The sequence below is a fragment of the Cryobacterium lactosi genome (assembly GCF_004403945.1).
Classification (GTDB): domain Bacteria; phylum Actinomycetota; class Actinomycetes; order Actinomycetales; family Microbacteriaceae; genus Cryobacterium; species Cryobacterium lactosi.
In genome coordinates this window covers 107,913-126,037 of the sequence record NZ_SOHM01000036.1, presented here as the reverse complement: position 1 = coordinate 126,037, position 18,125 = coordinate 107,913, and the positions used below count along the sequence as shown (strand labels likewise).

The 18,125-nt window shown below is 69.2% G+C and carries 14 protein-coding genes and 2 tRNA genes; 12 read left to right on the top strand and 4 right to left on the bottom strand.

The window, feature by feature from the left end; genetic code table 11:
* Window positions 1–73: 73 nt before the first annotated feature.
* The 5 genes from E3T61_RS18235 to E3T61_RS18215 all read left to right on the top strand — a co-directional run bounded on the left by E3T61_RS18235 (window position 74) and on the right by E3T61_RS18215 (window position 4,809).
* The gene (locus E3T61_RS18235; protein WP_134642267.1) at window positions 74–1,699 is read left to right on the top strand and encodes an ABC transporter permease subunit; all 1,626 of its coding nucleotides are present in this window, start codon (window positions 74–76) and stop codon (window positions 1,697–1,699) included.
* 1 nt (window position 1,700) lies between these two features.
* Window positions 1,701–2,615 (top strand): sugar ABC transporter permease, encoded by a 915-nt coding sequence (locus E3T61_RS18230; protein WP_134642266.1) that lies wholly within the window; start codon window positions 1,701–1,703, stop codon window positions 2,613–2,615.
* A gap of 8 nt (window positions 2,616–2,623) precedes the next feature.
* Entirely contained in the window at window positions 2,624–4,579 is a 1,956-nt protein-coding gene (locus tag E3T61_RS18225) for a glycoside hydrolase family 13 protein (protein ID WP_134642265.1), read from the top strand.
* A gap of 53 nt (window positions 4,580–4,632) precedes the next feature.
* A tRNA-Thr gene (locus tag E3T61_RS18220) sits at window positions 4,633–4,704 on the top strand.
* 31 nt (window positions 4,705–4,735) lie between these two features.
* A tRNA-Met gene (locus tag E3T61_RS18215) sits at window positions 4,736–4,809 on the top strand.
* An 88-nt stretch (window positions 4,810–4,897) separates the two neighbouring features.
* Here E3T61_RS18215 and E3T61_RS18210 read toward each other — a convergent pair.
* Entirely contained in the window at window positions 4,898–6,031 is a 1,134-nt protein-coding gene (locus tag E3T61_RS18210; RefSeq protein ID WP_241992665.1) for a Gfo/Idh/MocA family protein, read from the bottom strand.
* A gap of 39 nt (window positions 6,032–6,070) precedes the next feature.
* Window positions 6,071–7,072 (bottom strand): LacI family DNA-binding transcriptional regulator, encoded by a 1,002-nt coding sequence (locus tag E3T61_RS18205; protein WP_134642264.1) that lies wholly within the window; start codon window positions 7,070–7,072, stop codon window positions 6,071–6,073.
* A gap of 181 nt (window positions 7,073–7,253) precedes the next feature.
* On the opposite strand from E3T61_RS18205, the gene E3T61_RS18200 reads away from it, so the two are divergent.
* The 7 genes from E3T61_RS18200 to E3T61_RS18170 all read left to right on the top strand — a co-directional run bounded on the left by E3T61_RS18200 (window position 7,254) and on the right by E3T61_RS18170 (window position 16,686).
* Entirely contained in the window at window positions 7,254–8,492 is a 1,239-nt protein-coding gene (locus E3T61_RS18200; protein ID WP_420898500.1) for an extracellular solute-binding protein, read from the top strand.
* 8 nt (window positions 8,493–8,500) lie between these two features.
* Window positions 8,501–9,517: a carbohydrate ABC transporter permease gene (locus tag E3T61_RS18195; protein ID WP_134642262.1), complete on the top strand. Its 1,017-nt coding sequence runs from the start codon at window positions 8,501–8,503 to the stop codon at window positions 9,515–9,517.
* Window positions 9,514–10,398: a carbohydrate ABC transporter permease gene (locus E3T61_RS18190; RefSeq protein ID WP_134642261.1), complete on the top strand. Its 885-nt coding sequence runs from the start codon at window positions 9,514–9,516 to the stop codon at window positions 10,396–10,398. The genes E3T61_RS18195 and E3T61_RS18190 overlap by 4 nt, the downstream gene beginning before the upstream one ends.
* A 117-nt stretch (window positions 10,399–10,515) precedes the next feature.
* Window positions 10,516–12,795, top strand: a complete 2,280-nt coding sequence (locus E3T61_RS18185; RefSeq protein WP_134642287.1) for a beta-xylosidase/alpha-l-arabinosidase — start codon at window positions 10,516–10,518, stop codon at window positions 12,793–12,795.
* A gap of 530 nt (window positions 12,796–13,325) precedes the next feature.
* Window positions 13,326–14,522: an acyl-CoA dehydrogenase gene (locus E3T61_RS18180; protein WP_134642260.1), complete on the top strand. Its 1,197-nt coding sequence runs from the start codon at window positions 13,326–13,328 to the stop codon at window positions 14,520–14,522.
* Window positions 14,516–15,985, top strand: coding sequence for a bifunctional PIG-L family deacetylase/class I SAM-dependent methyltransferase (locus tag E3T61_RS18175; protein ID WP_134642259.1), 1,470 nt, complete (start codon window positions 14,516–14,518; stop codon window positions 15,983–15,985). Before E3T61_RS18180 ends, E3T61_RS18175 begins: the two co-directional genes overlap by 7 nt.
* Window positions 15,982–16,686 carry a glycosyltransferase family 2 protein gene (locus E3T61_RS18170; protein ID WP_134642258.1) on the top strand — a complete coding sequence of 235 codons (705 nt, stop codon included), beginning with the start codon at window positions 15,982–15,984 and terminating at the stop codon, window positions 16,684–16,686. Before E3T61_RS18175 ends, E3T61_RS18170 begins: the two co-directional genes overlap by 4 nt.
* A 24-nt stretch (window positions 16,687–16,710) precedes the next feature.
* Here E3T61_RS18170 and E3T61_RS18165 read toward each other — a convergent pair whose 3' ends face one another.
* Both E3T61_RS18165 and E3T61_RS18160 read right to left on the bottom strand, forming a co-directional pair.
* Window positions 16,711–17,457: an SGNH/GDSL hydrolase family protein gene (locus tag E3T61_RS18165; RefSeq protein ID WP_241992664.1), complete on the bottom strand. Its 747-nt coding sequence runs from the start codon at window positions 17,455–17,457 to the stop codon at window positions 16,711–16,713.
* A gap of 69 nt (window positions 17,458–17,526) precedes the next feature.
* Window positions 17,527–18,081 (bottom strand): HEAT repeat domain-containing protein, encoded by a 555-nt coding sequence (locus E3T61_RS18160; RefSeq protein WP_134642256.1) that lies wholly within the window; start codon window positions 18,079–18,081, stop codon window positions 17,527–17,529.
* Between the last annotated feature and the right edge of the window lie 44 nt (window positions 18,082–18,125).

Sequence of the window (18,125 nt, the reverse complement as noted above, 5' to 3'; positions counted from 1 at the left end):
GCCCCACCGGGCCGGGCGCACCATCCGCAGCACCGCACGCAACTCCGCCGGCAGGCGCGCTAGAGAGCAGACAATGATGACTACCCCCGGAACCGAGCGCGATCGGGCCCAGATCGTCGCGGCCAAGAAAGAACGGCAGGCGAGCCGCATCGCTGAGGCCGCATCCGCCGGCATCAAGGTGCTGCTGGTCAAGGTGTTGCTGCTCGGCATCGTCGACGCGATCAGCGTCTACGCGCTGTTCGTGCTGTTCATGAAGCAGGACTGGCTGGTCTTCAGCCTGGTTCTGCTGGTCACCATCGTCGTCAACTGGGTCTACTTCCGGGTCAAGGGCCTGCCGGCCAAGTACCTCACCCCCGGCCTGATCTTCCTTCTCATCTTCCAGATCTTCGTCGTCGGATACTCCGGTTACATCGCCTTCACCAACTACGGCACCGGCCACAACAGCAACAAAGAAGACGCTGTCAACTCGCTGATCCTCTCCTCGCAGGAGCGGGTGCCGGATTCGCCCAGCTACGCCCTCACCGTGCTCGAGCAGGCCGGCGCCTACAGCTTCCTGGTCACCGACCCCGACGGCGAGATCAGCGTCGGCAACCCGGACTCGCCGCTGACCGAGGTCAACAACGCCGAAACGGATGCCTCCGGCCAGGCCATCGGCCTGCCCGGCTACACTGCGCTGAACTTCGCCGAAATCGTGAACAACCAGGAGGCCATCGCCGCCCTGGCCGTGCCCGTCTCGGACGACCCCAATGACGGCAGCCTCCGCACCCCCGACGGTTCCGCGGCCTACCTCTATCTCTCCGATCTGGTCTACGACGAGGCCGCCGGCACCATGACCGACGCCAGCACCGGCGTCGTCTACACCGAAGACCCCTCCCAGGGCTCGTTCGTCGCCGAAGACGGCGCCGACCTGCAGCCCGGCTGGAAGGTCGAGGTGGGCCTGGCCAACTTCGCCAAGGCCTTCGGCACCGACTCCATCCGCGGCCCGCTGATCAGCGTGACCCTGTGGACCTTCGCCTTCGCGTTCCTCTCGGTGGCCACCACGTTCGCCCTCGGCCTGTTCCTGGCCATCGTGTTCAACGACCTGAGGATGCGCGGCCGCAATGTCTACCGCGTCGTCATGATCCTGCCCTACGCGTTCCCGGCGTTCCTCTCCGCCCTGGTCTGGGCCGGCATGCTCAACCCGCAGTTCGGCTTCATCAACCAGGTCCTCTTCGGCGGGGCAGAGATCCCCTGGCTCACCAACGAGTGGCTGGCCAAGTTCAGCATCATCTTCGTCAACCTCTGGCTGGGCTTCCCCTATATGTTCCTGGTCTGCACCGGCGCGCTGCAGTCCATCCCCGGTGAGCTTCAGGAAGCCGCCACCGTGGACGGCGCCCGACCCTGGCAGGTGTTCAGGCTGATCAAGCTGCCGCTGCTGCTCGTCTCGGTCTCGCCGCTGTTGATCGCCTCGTTCGCGTTCAACTTCAACAACTTCAACCTCATCTACATGCTCACCAACGGCGGGCCCCGTGACGTGACGGCGGGGGTGAACGTCGGGGCCACCGACATCCTGATCTCGATGGTCTACAAGGTGGCCTTCGTCGGCGCCAACCGCGACTACGGGCTGGCCAGCGCGTTCTCGATCCTGATCTTCGTGTTGGTCGCGCTCGTGTCGATCATCAGCTTCAGACAGACCAAGGCACTAGAGGAGTTGAACTGAGATGGCGACCACGACTATCGCAGCCCCGAGCGGTACGGACTACATCCCCGTGAAGCACCCGTTCAACTTCGGCCGCTGGTTCCGCGCCACCGGCTGGCGCCACCTGGTCGGCGCCGTCATGGTGATCTTCTCCGCCTTTCCGCTGCTCTACGTGCTCTCGGCGTCGCTGCACCCCGGCGGAACCCTGATCACCGCGAACGGCCTGTTCAGCCAGATCGACATCGGCAGTTACGTCACCCTGTTCAACCTGCCGCAGCAGCCGTACGCGGCCTGGTACGGCAACACCCTGCTGATCGGCGGCATCACCTCCGCCGGCACCGTGTTCCTCGGCGCCCTGGCCGCGTACTCCTTCTCCCGGATGCGTTTCGTCGGCCGTCGCGCCGGCCTGCTGATGCTCGTGCTCGTGCAGATGTTCCCGCAGCTGTTGGCCGTCGTGGCGATCTTCCTGCTGCTCAACGGCATCTCGGACATCTTCCCGGCCATCGGCCTCGACACCCAGATCGGCCTGATCATGGTCTACCTCGGCGGCGCGCTCGGTGTGAACACGTACCTGATGTACGGCTTCTTCAACACGATCCCGGCCTCCATCGACGAGGCTGCCAAGCTCGACGGCGCCGGCCACGCCCGGATCTTCTTCACCATCATCCTGCGGCTGGTCGCGCCCATCCTTGCGGTGGTCGGGCTGCTGTCGTTCGTGGGCACCACGAACGAGTTCGTGATCGCGAGCATCGTGCTGATCACCCCGGAGAAGCAGACCCTGGCGGTGGGCCTGTACCAGTTCGTGTCGCAGGAATTCTCGAGCAACTACTCGGTCTTCGCAGCCGGTGCCGTGCTCGCGGCCCTGCCCGTGATGGCGCTGTTCCTCTGGTTGCAGAAGTACATCGTGGGCGGTCTGACGGCCGGATCGGTCAAGTAACTTACCCGATGCTCCCGCACCAGCCGCTCCCGTTCCACCCGCTCCCGTTCCACCCGCTCCCTCACCACCTGCTCCCGCACCATGACGGCTCCCCGCTGTACGTCTCCACCCAGGCGCCGGTCCTCGGCGGCACCGTCACCGTGCGGGTGCGCATCCCGCTCGCGTTCGGGGACGTGGCGATGGTGCGCACCCGCTCCAATCCCGACCAGGAACCGCGCTTCGGCGACGCCCGGCCGGTCGGCAGCGCCGGGCAGGTCGAGGCCGGCTACGCCTGGTGGGCCGCCGACCTCGTGGTGGAGAACCCGGTGCACGGCTACAGGTTCCTGCTCAGCATGGCCGACGGCGCGCACTGGTGGCTGAACGCCAGCGGGCTGCACGACATCGAAACCCTCGACGCGGAGGACTTCAAGCTCGTCGCCCATCCGGCCCCGCCGGACTGGGCCGCGACCAGCGTGATGTACCAGGTCTTCCCCGACCGGTTCGCGCGCTCCGCCGCCGCCGATCACCGCGAGGCGCCGGACTGGGCGATGCCCGCCGAGTGGGGCGACGCCGTCGACCAGCTCCCGCCGGGCCGGTCGCACCAGTTCTACGGCGGCGACCTCGACGGCATTACCGAGCACCTCGACCACCTCGAGCGTCTCTGCGTGACCCTGCTCTACCTCACCCCGGTGTTCCCCGGCCGCTCCAACCACCGGTACGACGCGGCCGGCTTCACCGAGGTCGACCCGTTGCTCGGCGGCGACGCGGCGCTGATCCGGCTTGTCGAGGCCGCCCACGCCCGCGGGCTCAAGGTGATCGGCGACCTCACGTCCAACCACTCCGGTGACGGTCACGAGTGGTTCCAGGCCGCGCATCTCACCCCGGCGGCTCCGGAGAGCGCCTTCTATTACTGGCTCGATCCCGAACAGAGCGACTACATGTCCTGGCTGGGCGTGCCCGAGCTACCCAAGTTCAACTGGGGCTCAACTGAACTCCGCCGCCGGTTCATCGACGGTCCCGACTCGGTGGTGGCCCGGTGGCTCGAGGCGCCGTTCAACCTGGACGGTTGGCGCATCGACGTGGCGAACATGACCGGCCGTCTCGGCGACGAGGACCTCAACGCCGACGTACGGCAGACCATCCGCCGCACCATGATCGAGGTGAACCCCGACACCATCCTGCTCGGCGAGTTCACCAACGACGCCTCGGCCGACTTCCAGGGCGACGCGTGGCACGGTGCGATGACCTACGCCAACTTCACCCGGCCGCTCTGGTCGTGGCTCTGCCGGCCCGACCCGGTTCCGTCATTCTTCGGCCTGCCGCTCGGCAGCATCCCGGCGCACACCGGCGAGCAGTTCCACCGCGCGCACACCCGGTTCGCCGCCGGTTTCCCCTGGCGCACCCGCCTGGCCACCATGAACGCCCTGGACACCCACGACACGGCCCGGTTCCGCAGCCACGCCGACGCCGAGACTGTGCCGGTGGCCGTGGGCCTCTCGGTGACCCTGCCGGGCATCCCCGTGGTTTTCGCCGGCGACGAGTTCGGCCTGGTCGGCATCGACGGTGAACACTCCCGCACCCCGATGCCGTGGGCCAGTGCGGCCGAGCCGGATGTTGCCGCGACCATCGACTTGTATTCGACGCTCATCGGCCTCCGCCGCGCCCATGAGGCGCTCAGCACGGGCGGGCTGCGCTGGTTGCACGTTGGCGAGGATGCGCTCGTCTACGTGCGCGAGACCGAGCTGGAGTCGGTGCTGCTGCTGGCGACCCGTGCCGCCGCCGAGGTGACCCTGCCGGGCTGGGTGCTGCCCGTCGGCGGCCTCACCGGCGAGCTCCGGCCCGAGGTCGGAACGGCTGCCTGCACGGTCTCCGCAGCCGGCGTTCGGCTGGTCGCCACGGGCGCATCCTTCACGGCCTGGACCCTTCCGGGCGTCATAATCGGCCCGGATGCCCACCCTGTGTCGCCGACGGGTCTCGCGAGGTGATAATGTTTACCGGTTGCCAAAAGCACGGTTCAACTTCAGAAGTTTGAAGTTTTGCCCCCTTAGCTCATTGGTAGAGCACTTCCTTGGTAAGGAAGAGGTAGTGGGTCCGATTCCCACAGGGGGCTCAGGCTTGAGAGCTAGGCTCTGAAGGTCTAAGGCGGGGTAGCTCAGTTGGTTAGAGCACACGGCTCATAATCGTGGTGTCGCGGGTTCAATTCCCGCTCCCGCTACACACGGCCCGAACTTCTCACGAAGATTCGGGCCTTTTTTTGCGCGCGCCGAGCCCCGGCTCCCACGGCCCCGGCATTTTCTAGTTGGTTAGGCTCCGGTCGCGAGCCACTCGGCGCGGGGCGTCAGCGGCACCGGGGCGGGGCGGTCGGCATCCGTCGTGAGGTCGACCCGGTGACCCTCCGTCGCGGCGCGCTGCAGCGACTCCATGGCATCGAGCACGTGCAGAGCGAGCTCCCCGGTGGCGCGGGCGGTGTGGCGGGGCGGCGTGCGGATCAGGTCGAGGAGGCCGATGCCGCGGGCGCCGTCGACGTAGCCGCCCAACGGGTCGAGCAGGTGGAAGCCGCCATCGTTCACCCGCCGGTGGCGAACGGGGCCGTCGAAGGTGTTCGGGTCGCCCACGTCGAGGGTGCCCAGGGTGCCGTGCACCTCGATCGGCGAGGCCACGGTGGCGGGGGAGTCGAAGCTCATCGTGATCGTCGACAGGGCGCCGCTGACGTGTTCGAGCACCCCGGTGACATGGGTGTCGACAAGAACCGGGATAGCTTCGCCGGCCCGCGGCCCGGTGCGGATCACCCGGTGGTCCGAAGGCCGGCTGGACGCGCCGGTCACCGAGCGGATCGGGCCGAGCAGGTGGACCAGCGCCGTGAGGTAGTACGGGCCCATGTCGAAGAGCGGGCCGCCACCCTCGCGGTAGTAGAAATCCGGATTCGGATGCCAGAACTCGTGCCCGGGCGAGACCATGACGGCCGAGGCCGCAACCGGGCGGCCGATCAGTCCGTCGTCGATCGCGGCTCTGGCGGTCTGGATGCCGGTGCCCAGCACGGTGTCCGGGGCGGACCCGACCCGCACGCCCGCGTGGGCGGCCGCGGCGAGCATGCTCCTGCCCTCGGCCAGGGTCACGGCCAGCGGTTTCTCGCCGTAGACCTGCTTGCCCTGGCTGATGGCCCCGAGCGCGATCTCGGCGTGCGCGGCCGGGGTGGTCAGGTTCAACACGGTGTCGACCTCGTCGCCGGCGAGCAGGTCGGCCACCGTCATCGCGCGTGCGGCCGGCAGTGCCGCCGCGACCGACCGTGCCCGGCCCTGGTCGAGGTCGGCCACGGCCGTGACGACCACCGCGTCGGTGGCCGCTAGCGTCTGGAGATAGGCCGCGGAGATGACGCCGAGGCCCACGATGCCCACCCGGTGCGGTGTCACGTCCCGGCTGGTGTGCGGTTCACCCACAACAGGCCCCTCTCGATGATGGTGCGCAGGTGGTACCGGTCAGACTCGGGGCGGCGCCGTGGTCGCCCGGCGCACGAGCCCGGTGGGCAGCCGAATGTGGTTCTGCGGCAGCGTCTCGCCGTTGAGCAGGGAGACGAGCATCCCCGCAGCGGTGGCACCGAGCCTTTTCATCGGCTGCCGGATGGTGGTCAGCGCCGGGTTCATCTGCGAGGCCTCCGGGATGTCGTCGAAGCCGATCACCGAGAGGTCGCCGGGCACTTCGAGACCGAGCTCCGCGGCGACCTGGATGATCGCGATCGCCGAGAGGTCGTTGGCGGCGAACACCGCCGTCGGGCGGTCCGTCATCGACAAGAGCGACGCGGCGGGTGCCTTGGCCGTCTCGCGCTTGTACATTCCCACCCGCACCAGGGCGGGGTTGAACTGGATGCCCGCATCCGCCAACGCCTGCCGGTAGCCCGCCTCACGCAGGGAGGCGCTGCGCAGGTCGGGGCGCCCGGCCACGAAACCGATCCGCCGGTGGCCGAGCTCGATGAGGTAGCGGGTGGCCTGCAGCGCGCCGCCGAAGCTGTCTGACTCCACCGTCGGCAGGTCAGCCCGGCCGGTGTGCGGATCGATGGCCACGACCGGGATCTCCGCGGAGGTCGTGTCGACCGTGGGAGTGACCATGATGGCGCCGTCGATCAGCGTGCCGCTCAACCGGCTCAGCGAGCGCCGCTCCCAGCCGTTGGTCTCCCGCTGCCGGGAGCCGCTGTAGGCCAGCAGGTCGTAGCGGGAATCCGCCAGGGCGACCCCGACGCCCTTGAGGATCTCCGCGCTGAACGGTTCGAAGTCGGCCACCAGGATGCCGATGACGCTGGTGCGGCGCGACCGCATGCTGCTGGCCACGAGACTCGACTCATAGCCCAGCTGCTGCACTACGTCCAGCACCCGGGCCGTGGTCGCCGCCGAAATTCCGTACCGGCCGTTGACCGCCTTGGAGACCGTCGCCACAGAAACGCCGGCGGCGGCGGCGACATCGTGGATCGTGGCACGGGGAGACATGGGTTCAGCATAGGCGACTTGGAAACTGATTTCGAAAACGTTTGACACTTCTTTTTCCCGCTGTGACACTGAGGCAATTCCCCACCACCTCAACGAAGAGAAAAAGGTTGAACCAATGAAGGTGAACCACACCACGGCGAAGAGAATCTTCGCCGGAACCATGGTCCTGGGCCTCAGCGCCATGGGCCTGTCGGCCTGTAGTACCGATACGGGCGATGCGTCCGCCGGGGGCGACGTCACGATGAGCCTCTGGCAGAACTCCACGACCGGCCCCGGCCAGGAATTCTGGGACAAGACCGTCGCCGACTTCGAAGCCGACAACCCCGGCGTCACCATCGACGTGCAGGCGATCCAGAACGAAGACCTGGACGGCAAGCTCCAGACCGCGCTGAACTCCGGCGACGCACCCGACATCTTCCTGCAGCGCGGCGGCGGCAAGATGGCCGCGATGGTCGCCGCCGGCCAGCTGATGGACATCACCGATGGCATCTCCGACCAGGTGAAGGAAGAGATCCCCAACGGCTCGTTCATCGCGAACAGCCTCGAGGACAAGATCTACGCAATGCCGGTCGCCGTGCTCCCCGGCGGCATCTTCTACAGCCAGGACCTGTTCACCGCCGCGGGCATCACCGAGGCGCCGGCCACGATCACCGACCTCGAAACCGCCGTCGAGAAGCTCAAGACCACCGGCGTCGCCCCGATCGCGCTCGGCGCTAAGGACGCCTGGCCGGCCGCGCACTGGTTCTACTTCTTCGCCCTGCGCGAATGCAGCCCCGACGTGCTGGCCGAGGCCGCAGACACCAAGGACTTCTCGGACGACTGCTGGATCAAGGCCGGCGAAGACCTCGAAAGCTTCGCCGCCACCGAGCCCTACAACCAGGGCTTCCTGACCACCGCCGCCCAGCAGGGCGCCGGCAGCTCCGCCGGCCTGGTCGCCAACCACCAGGCAGCCATGGAACTCATGGGCGCCTGGAACCCCGGCGTGATCGCCTCCCTGACCCCGGACGAGAAGCCGCTGGCCGACCTGTCCTGGTTCCCGTTCCCCGAGATCGACGGCGGCGAGGGCGAGCCCGGCTCGATCCTCGGTGGCGTGGATGGCTACTCCTGCTCGGTCGACGCCCCCGCAGAATGCCTCGACTTCCTCAACTACATCGGCAGCTCCGACGTGCAGAAGGAGTACTACGCGGCCTTCAACGCCCCGCCGGTGAACACCGTGGCCCAGGAAGCCGTCACCGAGCCCTACCTCAAGGAGATCATCGCGGCCTACAACGCGGCCCCGTACGTCTCGCAGTGGTTGGACACCGTCTACGGCCAGAACGTCGGAAACGCGCTGAACGTCGGCGTGGTCGACCTGCTCGCCGGCAAGGGCAGCCCGGAGCAGCTGATCCAGGCCGTCAACGACGCGGCCAAGAAGGCCTAGGCACTCTCATGTCAGTTCGCGAGAATACTTCGACGCGATTAGAGGTGGATCTCGCGAACGGCGGGGACACGGGCACTACGCCCGTGGCCCCGCCCGTGCGGCGACGCCGCCGCAGCAGTCCGGTCGGGGCCAGGGTCGAGATCGCGGTCCTCGTCGGTCCAGCGCTCATCGTCTTCCTCGGCTTCGTGATCTTCCCCGTCGTGATGGCGGCGTACTACGGTTTCTTCAGCTGGCAGGGCTACGGCCCGCCCACTGACTTCGTCGGGTTCCGCAACTACATCACGATCATCCAGGACCCCACGTTCCAGGAGGCCCTCACCCACAACGGCGTCATCGTTGTGCTCTCCCTCGTGCTCCAGGGGCCCGTCGCGATCCTCCTCGCGCTGCTCCTGAACCGGAAACTCCGTGGGCAGTCGCTCATCCGGGTGCTCATCTTCGTGCCCTACGTGATCTCCGAAGTTGTCGTCGGCACCGGCTGGAGCCTGATGCTGGCGTCCAACGGCGCCGTCAACGGCATGTTGGAGAAGCTCGGCCTTGGTGCATTCAGCCAGGACTGGCTGTCCAACCCGGACATCGCCATCTGGACCCTCATGGTGATCATCACCTGGAAGTACGTCGGCTTCGCCGTCATCCTCTTCCTCGCCGGCCTGCAGGGCATCCCGGAGGAACTGCCGGAGGCCGCGGCCATCGACGGCGCCTCGTTCTGGCAGATCCAACGGCACATCACGCTGCCGCTCCTGGCACCCACGCTGCGCATCTGGGCGTTCCTGTCGATCATCGGCGCCCTGCAACTCTTCGACCTCGTTTACATCATCTGGGGCCAGTACATCGCCTCCACCGCGGGAACGTCGACCATGGCGACCTACCTCGTCGCCAACGGCCGGAACGCCGGCAACTACGGCTACGGAAACGCCGTGGCCGTCGTGCTCTTCCTGATCTCGCTCGTCGTCGCGCTGATCTACCAGCGCTTCGTGCTGAGCCGGGACACCGAGGGCGCAATCACTGGAAAGGGGAAGAGCACATGACCGCGCTCACCACGCCCGCTGTGGCGCTGCCGCCGGCCAATCCGCCGGCCCCGATCAAGACCAGCCGGCGTTGGGGCACTCCCGTCGCCTACGTCGTCGCCGTTCTGGTGATCGGACTGATGCTCGCCCCGGTGTTGTTCATCATCATCGGCGGGTTCCGCACCAACGCCCAGATCACCACCGACCCGTCCGGCTGGCCGAGCGTCTGGAACATCGGCAACTACCTCGATGTCCTGACCGGCGGCACCTTCTGGCGGCTGGTGGGCAACTCCCTGATCGCCGGCTTCGCCACCACGTTGGGTGTGGTGGTGCTCGGCCTGATGGCCAGCTATGTGCTGGCCCGGTACAGGTTCCGTGGCCGCGGCATCCTTTACGCCACCTTCGCGGCCGGCCTGATGTTCCCCATGACCGTGGCCATCACCCCGCTCTACCTGGTGGTGAAGAACCTGGGCCTGATGAACTCGCTCGGCGGCGTCATCCTGCCGCAGATCGCGTTCGCGTTGCCCACGACCATCATCATCCTGGTGCCGTTCCTCAAGGCCATCCCCGATGAGATCCAGGAGGCCGCCTTCATCGACGGCTGCAGCCGGCTCGGCTTCTTCTGGCGGATGATCGTGCCGCTGGCCATGCCCGGTGTCATCACGGTGGGCATCCTGGCCTTCATCGCCAGCTGGAACAGCTACCTGTTGCCGCTGTTCATCCTGAACAACGACGCCGTGTTCACCCTCCCGCTGGGCGTGCAATCGTTCGCCTCGCAGTATTCGGTGGATACTGCGAAGGTTCTGGCCTTCACCTCGCTGTCCATGATTCCCGCGCTGGTGTTCTTCGCCCTGTTCGAACGCCGCATCGTGGGCGGGCTGACCGGCGCGGTCAAGGGTTGATCGGCTGCCCGCCGCGCGCAGCCTGATTCGTCGACATAGAAGAAGTAGAAAGAGATTGTTGTGACTTTCCCAGAACTGCCTGCGGCATCTCAACGCGTGCGCGAGTTGCATGCCCGGATGACCCTCGAAGAGAAACTCGCCCAGATGGTGGGCTATTGGGTGGACCAGGGCGGCGAGGTCGTCGCCCCGCTCGCCGGTGAAATGGCCACCTCGACGAAATACGACGAGGCCACTCTGCACGGGCTCGGCCACCTCACCCGGGTGTACGGCACCCGGCCGGTCGATCCCGTGGAGCGAGCCGAGTGGTTGTGGACCGAGCAGCGTCGCCTCGCGTCGGAGACCCGGCTCGGCATCCCGGCCATCGTGCACGAGGAGTGCCTGACCGGACTCGCGGCGTGGAAAGCGGCGACCTTCCCGACACCGCTCGCCTGGGGAGCCGCCTTCGATCCTGCGCTGGTGGAGGAGATGGGCCTCCTCATCGGCGGATCGATGAAGCAGCTCGGCATCCACCAGGGGCTCGCTCCGGTGCTCGACGTGATCCGGGACCCACGGTGGGGCCGGGTCGACGAGTGCATCGCCGAGGACCCCTATGTGGTCGGCACCATCGGCACCGCCTATGTCACCGGCCTTCAGGCGGCGGGGGTGCACGCGACCCTCAAGCATTTCGTGGGCTATTCGGCTACGCAGGCCGGCCGGAACCACGCCCCGGTGCACGCCGGTATGCGCGAGATCAACGACGTGTTCCTGCCCCCGTTCGAAATGGCGGTGCTCGACGGCGGGGTGCGTTCGGTGATGAACTCGTACGCCGAGATCGACGGAGCGCCCGTCGGCGCCACCCCGGAGTACCTCACCGAGATTTTGCGCGACCGGTGGGGCTTTGACGGCGTTGTCGTTTCTGACTACTTCTCGGTGGCGTTCCTGCAGCTGATGCACGCCGTGGCCGCCGACCGGGGCGAGGCGGCTGACCTCGCCCTCACCGCCGGGATCGATGTGGAATTGCCCACCGGCGACGCGTTCCTGGCGCCCCTGGCCGAACGGGTGCGGGCCGGGCTCACGGATGTCGCGCTGATCGACCGGGCCGTGCTGCGGGTGTTGTCGCAGAAGGAGGACCTGGGCCTGCTCGATGAGACCTTCACCATGGCGCCCACCGAGATCGACCTCGACACGCCCGAGCACCGGCGGGTGGCGCGCGTGCTGGCCGAGGAATCGCTGATCCTGCTGACCAATGACGGGGTGCTGCCGCTCCGGGGCACCGGCGACCGGGGCCCGGGCACCATCGCGGTGCTCGGCCCGAACGCCGACTCGACCGAGGCCCTGATGGGCTGTTACTCCTTCGTGAACCATGTGCTCGCCCACCATCCGGATGTGCCGGCCGAGCTGGACATGCCTACGGTGCTGGAGGCGCTGGCGACGGAGTTCCCGTCGGCCCAGATCGTGTTCGCCCCTGGCTGCGAGGTGGAAGGTTCTGACGACTCGGCGATCGCCGCGGCCGTCGAGACGGCTCGCACCGCGGATGTGGCCGTGGTCGTTGTGGGCGATCGGGCCGGCCTGTTCGGTCGCGGCACCGTGGGCGAGGGCAACGATGTGGAAAGCCTCGAGCTGCCCGGCCTGCAACGTGAGCTGGTGGAGGCCGTCGTGGCCTCCGGCACTCCCGTGGTGATGGTGCTGATGACCGGTCGCCCCTACGCCGTGGCGTGGGCCATTGACGGCCCCAACGCACCCGCTGCCGTGCTGCAGGCGTTCTTCCCCGGCGAGGAAGGCGGGGTGGCGATCGCCTCGGTGCTCTCCGGCGCGGTCACGCCCACCGGGCACCTGCCCGTGTCGCTGCCGCGCTCTGCCGGCGCGCAGCCCTATTCCTACCTGCACCCGATCCTGGGTGGTCCGTCGGAAGTGACCAGCGTCGACAGCACCCCGGTGCTTCCGTTCGGGCACGGGCTGAGCTACACCACTTTCGAGCGCACCGGATTGGCGGCCGACACCGAGGTCGCGGCCGGCGGCACGTTCTCGGCGAGTGTGCGCGTCCGCAACACCGGCGAGCGGACCGGCACCGACCTCGTGCAGCTCTATGCGCGGGATGTGCATGCCAGCATCACCCGGCCCGTCGCTCAGCTGCTCGGCTACCACCGCGTGACGCTCGAGCCCGGCGAGGAGGCCGTGGTGCGCTTCGAGGTTCCGACGGCCCGGCTGGCGTTCACCGGCCTGCGCCACGAGCGCATCGTCGAGGCGGGCCGGGTCGACCTGTGGGTGGGTGGTTCGTGCGCGGACAAGCAGACCGAGACCGGCATCACCATCACCGGGGCCGTGCACCGGGTGACCCTGGCGGATGGCCGCCTGGTGCTGAGCGCGGCCGAGAAGATGGCGGAGCCGTCGCGGGGGACCGCGCCGGTGCCGGTCTAGCGGCGGCGGCCTAGCGCCGGCCGGGTGGTGCCGGCCCGGTGGGGGTGCGCCGCGCGTGGGTGGTGCGCCGCGCGAGGTAGGCGGGGTAGGCGCCGGTAGGCGGGTGGCGCGCCACCCGCCTACCGGCGCGTACCCCGCCCGGCGCGAAATGGTCGCACGGACGGATGCCGCGCTCGCCGAGGAGCCCTCGGACGGCACCCGGCGCGGGGCCGGTCGCTCAGCGCAACGGCACCAGTGCGCAGAGCACCAGCGGGCAGGGGAAGGGGCAGGCCACCCCGATGACGGCCCGCCCCATGCGGAGATGCTTCTGGTGTGACCTCGGTCAGGCCCTATCAACGGTGCCTCAGGGCCACACTTCGGGGAACACCCCCGTATGGGGGGATACTAACCCGGATTTCCCGGCTTCGTAAGGAGTCGGGCGTGGATATCTGCGCCGCGCGGTGCGTTTTTTGGCAGGATATTCAGACACGAGAGGCGCATGGCGGCATCGGGGACGCCGGACAACCGCCGCGCCGGAACTTGGGAGAGCCATGACGACACAGCCAGGCCCCGCGGCGGTCATCGTCGGGGGAGTGAGCGGGAGTCGCGGATCCCGGCGGCCGGAGGATCTCGGGCGGCTGGCGCACCTCGCCGAGGCGGCCTGGGCGGTGGACGGCAACGCAGAGCGGGCCATCCGGTTCGCTGTGGCCGAGGCCGCCGGCCTGCCGCAGCCCGGCTCCGGCCACACCGTCACCCTGTTCGACGCCCTGGCCACTGTGGCCGCGGCCGACCTCACCGCCGCCAGAGTGCTCGAGGCGCACACGGATGCCCTCGCGATTCTGCAGCAGGCCCAGGGATCGGCCGACACGCTTCTGACCAGCCCCGTCCCGGCCGGCACTGTCCCGGCCGGCACGGTCCCCGCCAGCACGATCCTCGCCAGCCCCGTCCCGACGAACCCAGCCTCGACCAGCTGGGGTGTCTTCGCGGCGGAGGGCACAGGCCAACGGGTCGACGCCGTCAGCACCCCGGCCGGCTGGAGGCTGAGCGGTCGGAAGCCCTGGTGCTCGCTGGCCGGGTCGCTCAGCCACGCCCTGGTCACCGCACACACCACGACGGCGGGCGTGGAGCCGGCCCGGCGGCGGCTCTTCGCCGTTGACCTGGCCGACCCTGGCATCACGGTGCGGGAGGACGCCTGGTTCGCCACGGGACTCGTCGAGGTGACCAGCGGCCCGGTGGACTTCGCCGGTGTTGCCGCGCGGCCCGTCGGAGACGACGGGTGGTACCTCACCCGGCCCGGGTTCAGTTGGGGCGGTATCCAGGTGGCGGCGTGCTGGTTCGGCGGCGCCGTGGGCGTGGCGAGGCAGCTGCGCACCGCCGCCGCACAGCGGTCGGCCACCGGCGGGCGGGAACCCGACCAGATCCTGCTGGCCCACCTGGGCGCGGTGGACCTGGCGCTCGTGGGTGCGGGCGCGGCCCTGTTCGACGCCGCCGGGGCGATCGACAGGGGCGAGGCCGTCGGTGAAGCCGGCGCGCTGTTGGCTGCCCGGGTGCGCGGGCTCGTCGCGCGCACCGTGGACGAGGTGCTCTCCAGGGTCGGGCACGCGCTCGGACCGGCCCCGCTCGCTCTGGACGCCCGGCACTCCCGCCGGGTGGCCGACCTCAGCCTGTATATCCGTCAGCACCACGCCGAGCGGGACGACGCCGCGCTCGGCAGTCGCCTGGTCGCGGAGGAGGCGCCGTCATGGTGACCTTCACTCATCACAGCGGCGGCACGAGCGAACACGTGTGGCACGACGCCGATTGGTCTTCCCGCATCCGGCCGTTGGCCCTGGCGGACTGCGGCCGTCTGATCGTTGTGGCCGCGCACCCCGATGACGAGTCGCTCGGCGCGGGCGGTCTGATCGCGGTCGCCGGGCAGCTCGGGCTGGGCATCACGGTGATCCTGGCCACGAACGGTGAGGCGTCGCACCCGCGGTCGCCCACCCTCACCCCGGCGGATCTGGTGGCCGTGCGCCGGGTGGAGATGGTGAACGCGGTGCGAGCGCTGGCGGCGGCGGCGGTGGTGCGCCTGCTCGACCTGCCCGACGGCGACCTGTCCCAGCACCGGAACAGTCTGGAGGAAGCGCTCGCGGCCGAGGTGGCGGAGCTGACCGGTGCCGAGACCGCCGGCGCCACCTGGGTTGTCACCCCCTGGCGGCTGGACGGGCATCCCGACCACGCGGCCGCGGGCGAGGTGGCGGCGCTCGTCGCGGCCCGCACCGGCGCCAGGCTGCTCGAGTACCCGATCTGGGCGTGGCATTGGTCCTCGCCCGAGGATCCGGTGTGGCCCACCGGGCACGGCACGGGGCTGTGGAGCCTCGAGCTGGACGCGGCGGCGCGGCAACGCAAGAACGCCGCGATGGCGGCCCACACGAGTCAGGTGCAACCGCTGTCCGACCGGCCTGGAGACGAGGCGATCGTGCAACCGGGCTTCGCCGCCCATTTCGAACGACCCCGGGAGCTCTTCATCGGCGCCGCCGACGAGCCGGCGCACGGCCCACACGACGACGCCTCGCACGGCAGCAAGCCGACCAGCACGCCGAGCACGACGGATGCCGCGGCGCCGCAGAGCCTGTCCGCCGGGTTCTTCGACGACTTCTACGCCGGCTCGAGGGATCCCTGGGGCTTTGAGACCCGGTGGTACGAGGCCCGCAAGCGCGCGCTCACCCTCGCGGCGCTGCCCCTGCCGCGGTACAGTGCCGCCCTCGAGCTGGGCTGTTCCATCGGTGTGCTCAGCCGGGACCTCGCCGACCGCTCAGACACCCTGCTCGCCACCGACATCAACGAGCAGGCGCTCACCGTGGCCCGAGAGCGACTCATCGGCCTGCCCGGCGTGCGGGTGGAGCGGCGGGCCCTGCCCGGGGAATGGCCGGCGGGCACCTTCGACCTGGTGGTGTTGTCCGAGATCGGCTACTACTGCTCGCCGGCAGACCTGGCCGTTCTGCTCGAGCGCTGCCGGCAGAGCCTACGCCCCAACGGCACGCTGGTGGCGTGCCACTGGCGGCATCCGGTGGGCGAATACCCGCTCGGCGGCGACGAGGTGCACGCGGCGCTCGCCGCCCTACCCGGACTTGAACGCACCGTGCAGCACCTCGAAAGGGACTTCGTGCTGGAGGTCTACGAGCACGGCCCGGCCCCCTCCGTGGCCCAGCGGGAAGGGCTGGTCCCGTGACTCGCCGCATCGACCGGCTCATCGTGGTGATACCGGCCCGCAACGAGGAGAGCCGGTTGCCGCGGTGCCTGGCGGCTCTGGCCGATGCCGTGCAGGCCGTGCGGGACGAGTTCGGCGCCGACGCCCCGACCATGTCGGTCGTCGTGGTGCTCGACCGCTGCACCGACGGCTCGGCCGATGTCGTGGCGCGATGGCCGCAGTTCGGTGCCCTGGAGAGCGAGGCCGGGTCGGTGGGATCCGCCCGGCGGGAGGGCGTGGCCCATCTGCTGACCGCCGGAGCGGACGGCAGCACCTGGGTGGCGACGACGGATGCCGACTCCGCGGTTCCCCGGCGATGGCTGGCGGTGCAACTGGCCCTGGCCCAGGCGGGCACCGAGCTGGTGCTCGGCACCGTGCTGCCCGACGAGGAGCTTGCGGTGCCGGAGCGGGCCCGCTGGCACGACTCGCACACCCTGGTCGACGGGCATCCGCACGTGCACGGCGCCAACCTGGGCGTGCGCGCCGACCGTTACTTGCAGGCGAACGGGTTCAGCGACGTGGACTCAGACGAGGACGTGCTGTTGGTGGCGGCGCTTCGCCGCATCGGCGCTCGCGAGTGCCGCACCGCGCTCATCCCGGTGCTCACCTCCGGTCGGCTGCGCGGCCGGGTGCCGGGCGGATTCGGCGGCTACCTCGCCGGGCAGGTCGCGGCGACACGCTGAGAGAACCGCCGGGCCGACGTGCGGCTACGGTGTCTCGACGACGGTGAGTTCGGGGCGCTTGGGCGGCCGTCCGTCGCCGGACGACCGGCCGGTGAGCCGGCGGCCGATCCACGGCAACACGTAGGCGGCATAGTAGGCGGCGGTGTCCTGGATGCGTTCCCTGGGCGGTGCTTCGCCCGCCTGTCCCTGTCCCCAGCCGGCCGGAATCGGCACATCGAGGGCCTTGAGCACGTTGATCGCCACGCGGGTGTGCCCGCAGGCGTTCAGGTGCAGCTTGTCGGCCGACCAGAACCGGCTGTTCATCAGCTCGGTGTCGATCCAGTTGTCCACCAGGGTAACGCCGGGCTTGCCGAAGGTGTCCCTGGCGGCCTCGGCGAGCCTGTCGCCGCGCTTCTGCATCAACGAACCCAACGGCAGGTGCCTGGACGGATTGCCGCCGCTGAGCACCACAACGTGGATGCCGTCGGCCACCGCCCGATCGACGACCCTGTCGAGCAGGTCGACGACGTAGGAGATCTCCACCCGGGGGCGCATCATGTCGTTGCCGCCACCGCAGACGGTGAGCAGGTCGGGCTTCAGCGCCAGCGCCGGCTCCAGCTGGTCGTTCACGATCGGGCCGAGCAGCTTGCCGCGGATGGCGAGGTTCGCGTACGAGACCGGCTCGGGGGCCGCCGCGGCCAGCCCGAGCGCGACAAGGTCGGCCCAGCCGCGCACCTGGCCGTCGGGCAGGTCGTCACCGACGCCCTCGGTGAAGCTGTCGCCGATCGCCACAAAGCGGCGGTACGGCTGCGTGCTCCGGTGCGGGGTGTCCTGGTGCGAAGCGGCGATGGCGTTCGTGGGTTACTCCTTGGGAAGGTTGAGCCGGGTCGCGATGGCGTCGCGGGCCTGCTGGGCGGCGCGGCGCACATCCTTGTCGGGGTCGCGCAGGCGAACCACGATGGTGGGGATGTCCTGTTCGCGACCCTGCAGGGCGAGGGCGTTGAGGGCGGCGACCCGCACGCGGGGCACCTCGTCGGTGGTGGCCTTCACGAGCTTGGGCGCTACATCGAGCTTCCGAAGCATGACGACCTTCGCGCACATCTCGCGGATGCGCCAGGCCTCGTTGTTCAGGCCGACGACCACGTACGGGGCCGCAGAGTCGTTCCAGACGTGCAGCAGGGCGCGGGCGCCCCACAGCTCGGGCCAGTACAGCGCCGGCGCTCCCTCGAGGATGCCGAGCGCGTGCCGGCCGCCCACATAGAGGAGGAAGTCCTTGCCGGCGTTCTTGCCGCGCATCAAGGCGACGGAGTGGTCGACGACGGTGGACTCGCCGTAGTGCTCGACGGCCTTGGCGAGGCGTTCGGCCGTGGGCAGGTCGATCGGAAGATCGGGGTGTGGGGTCAATTTGTTATGCATAACGAGTCAACGTTATCCCTCGTAGCGGGTCGGTGTGGCTTCCG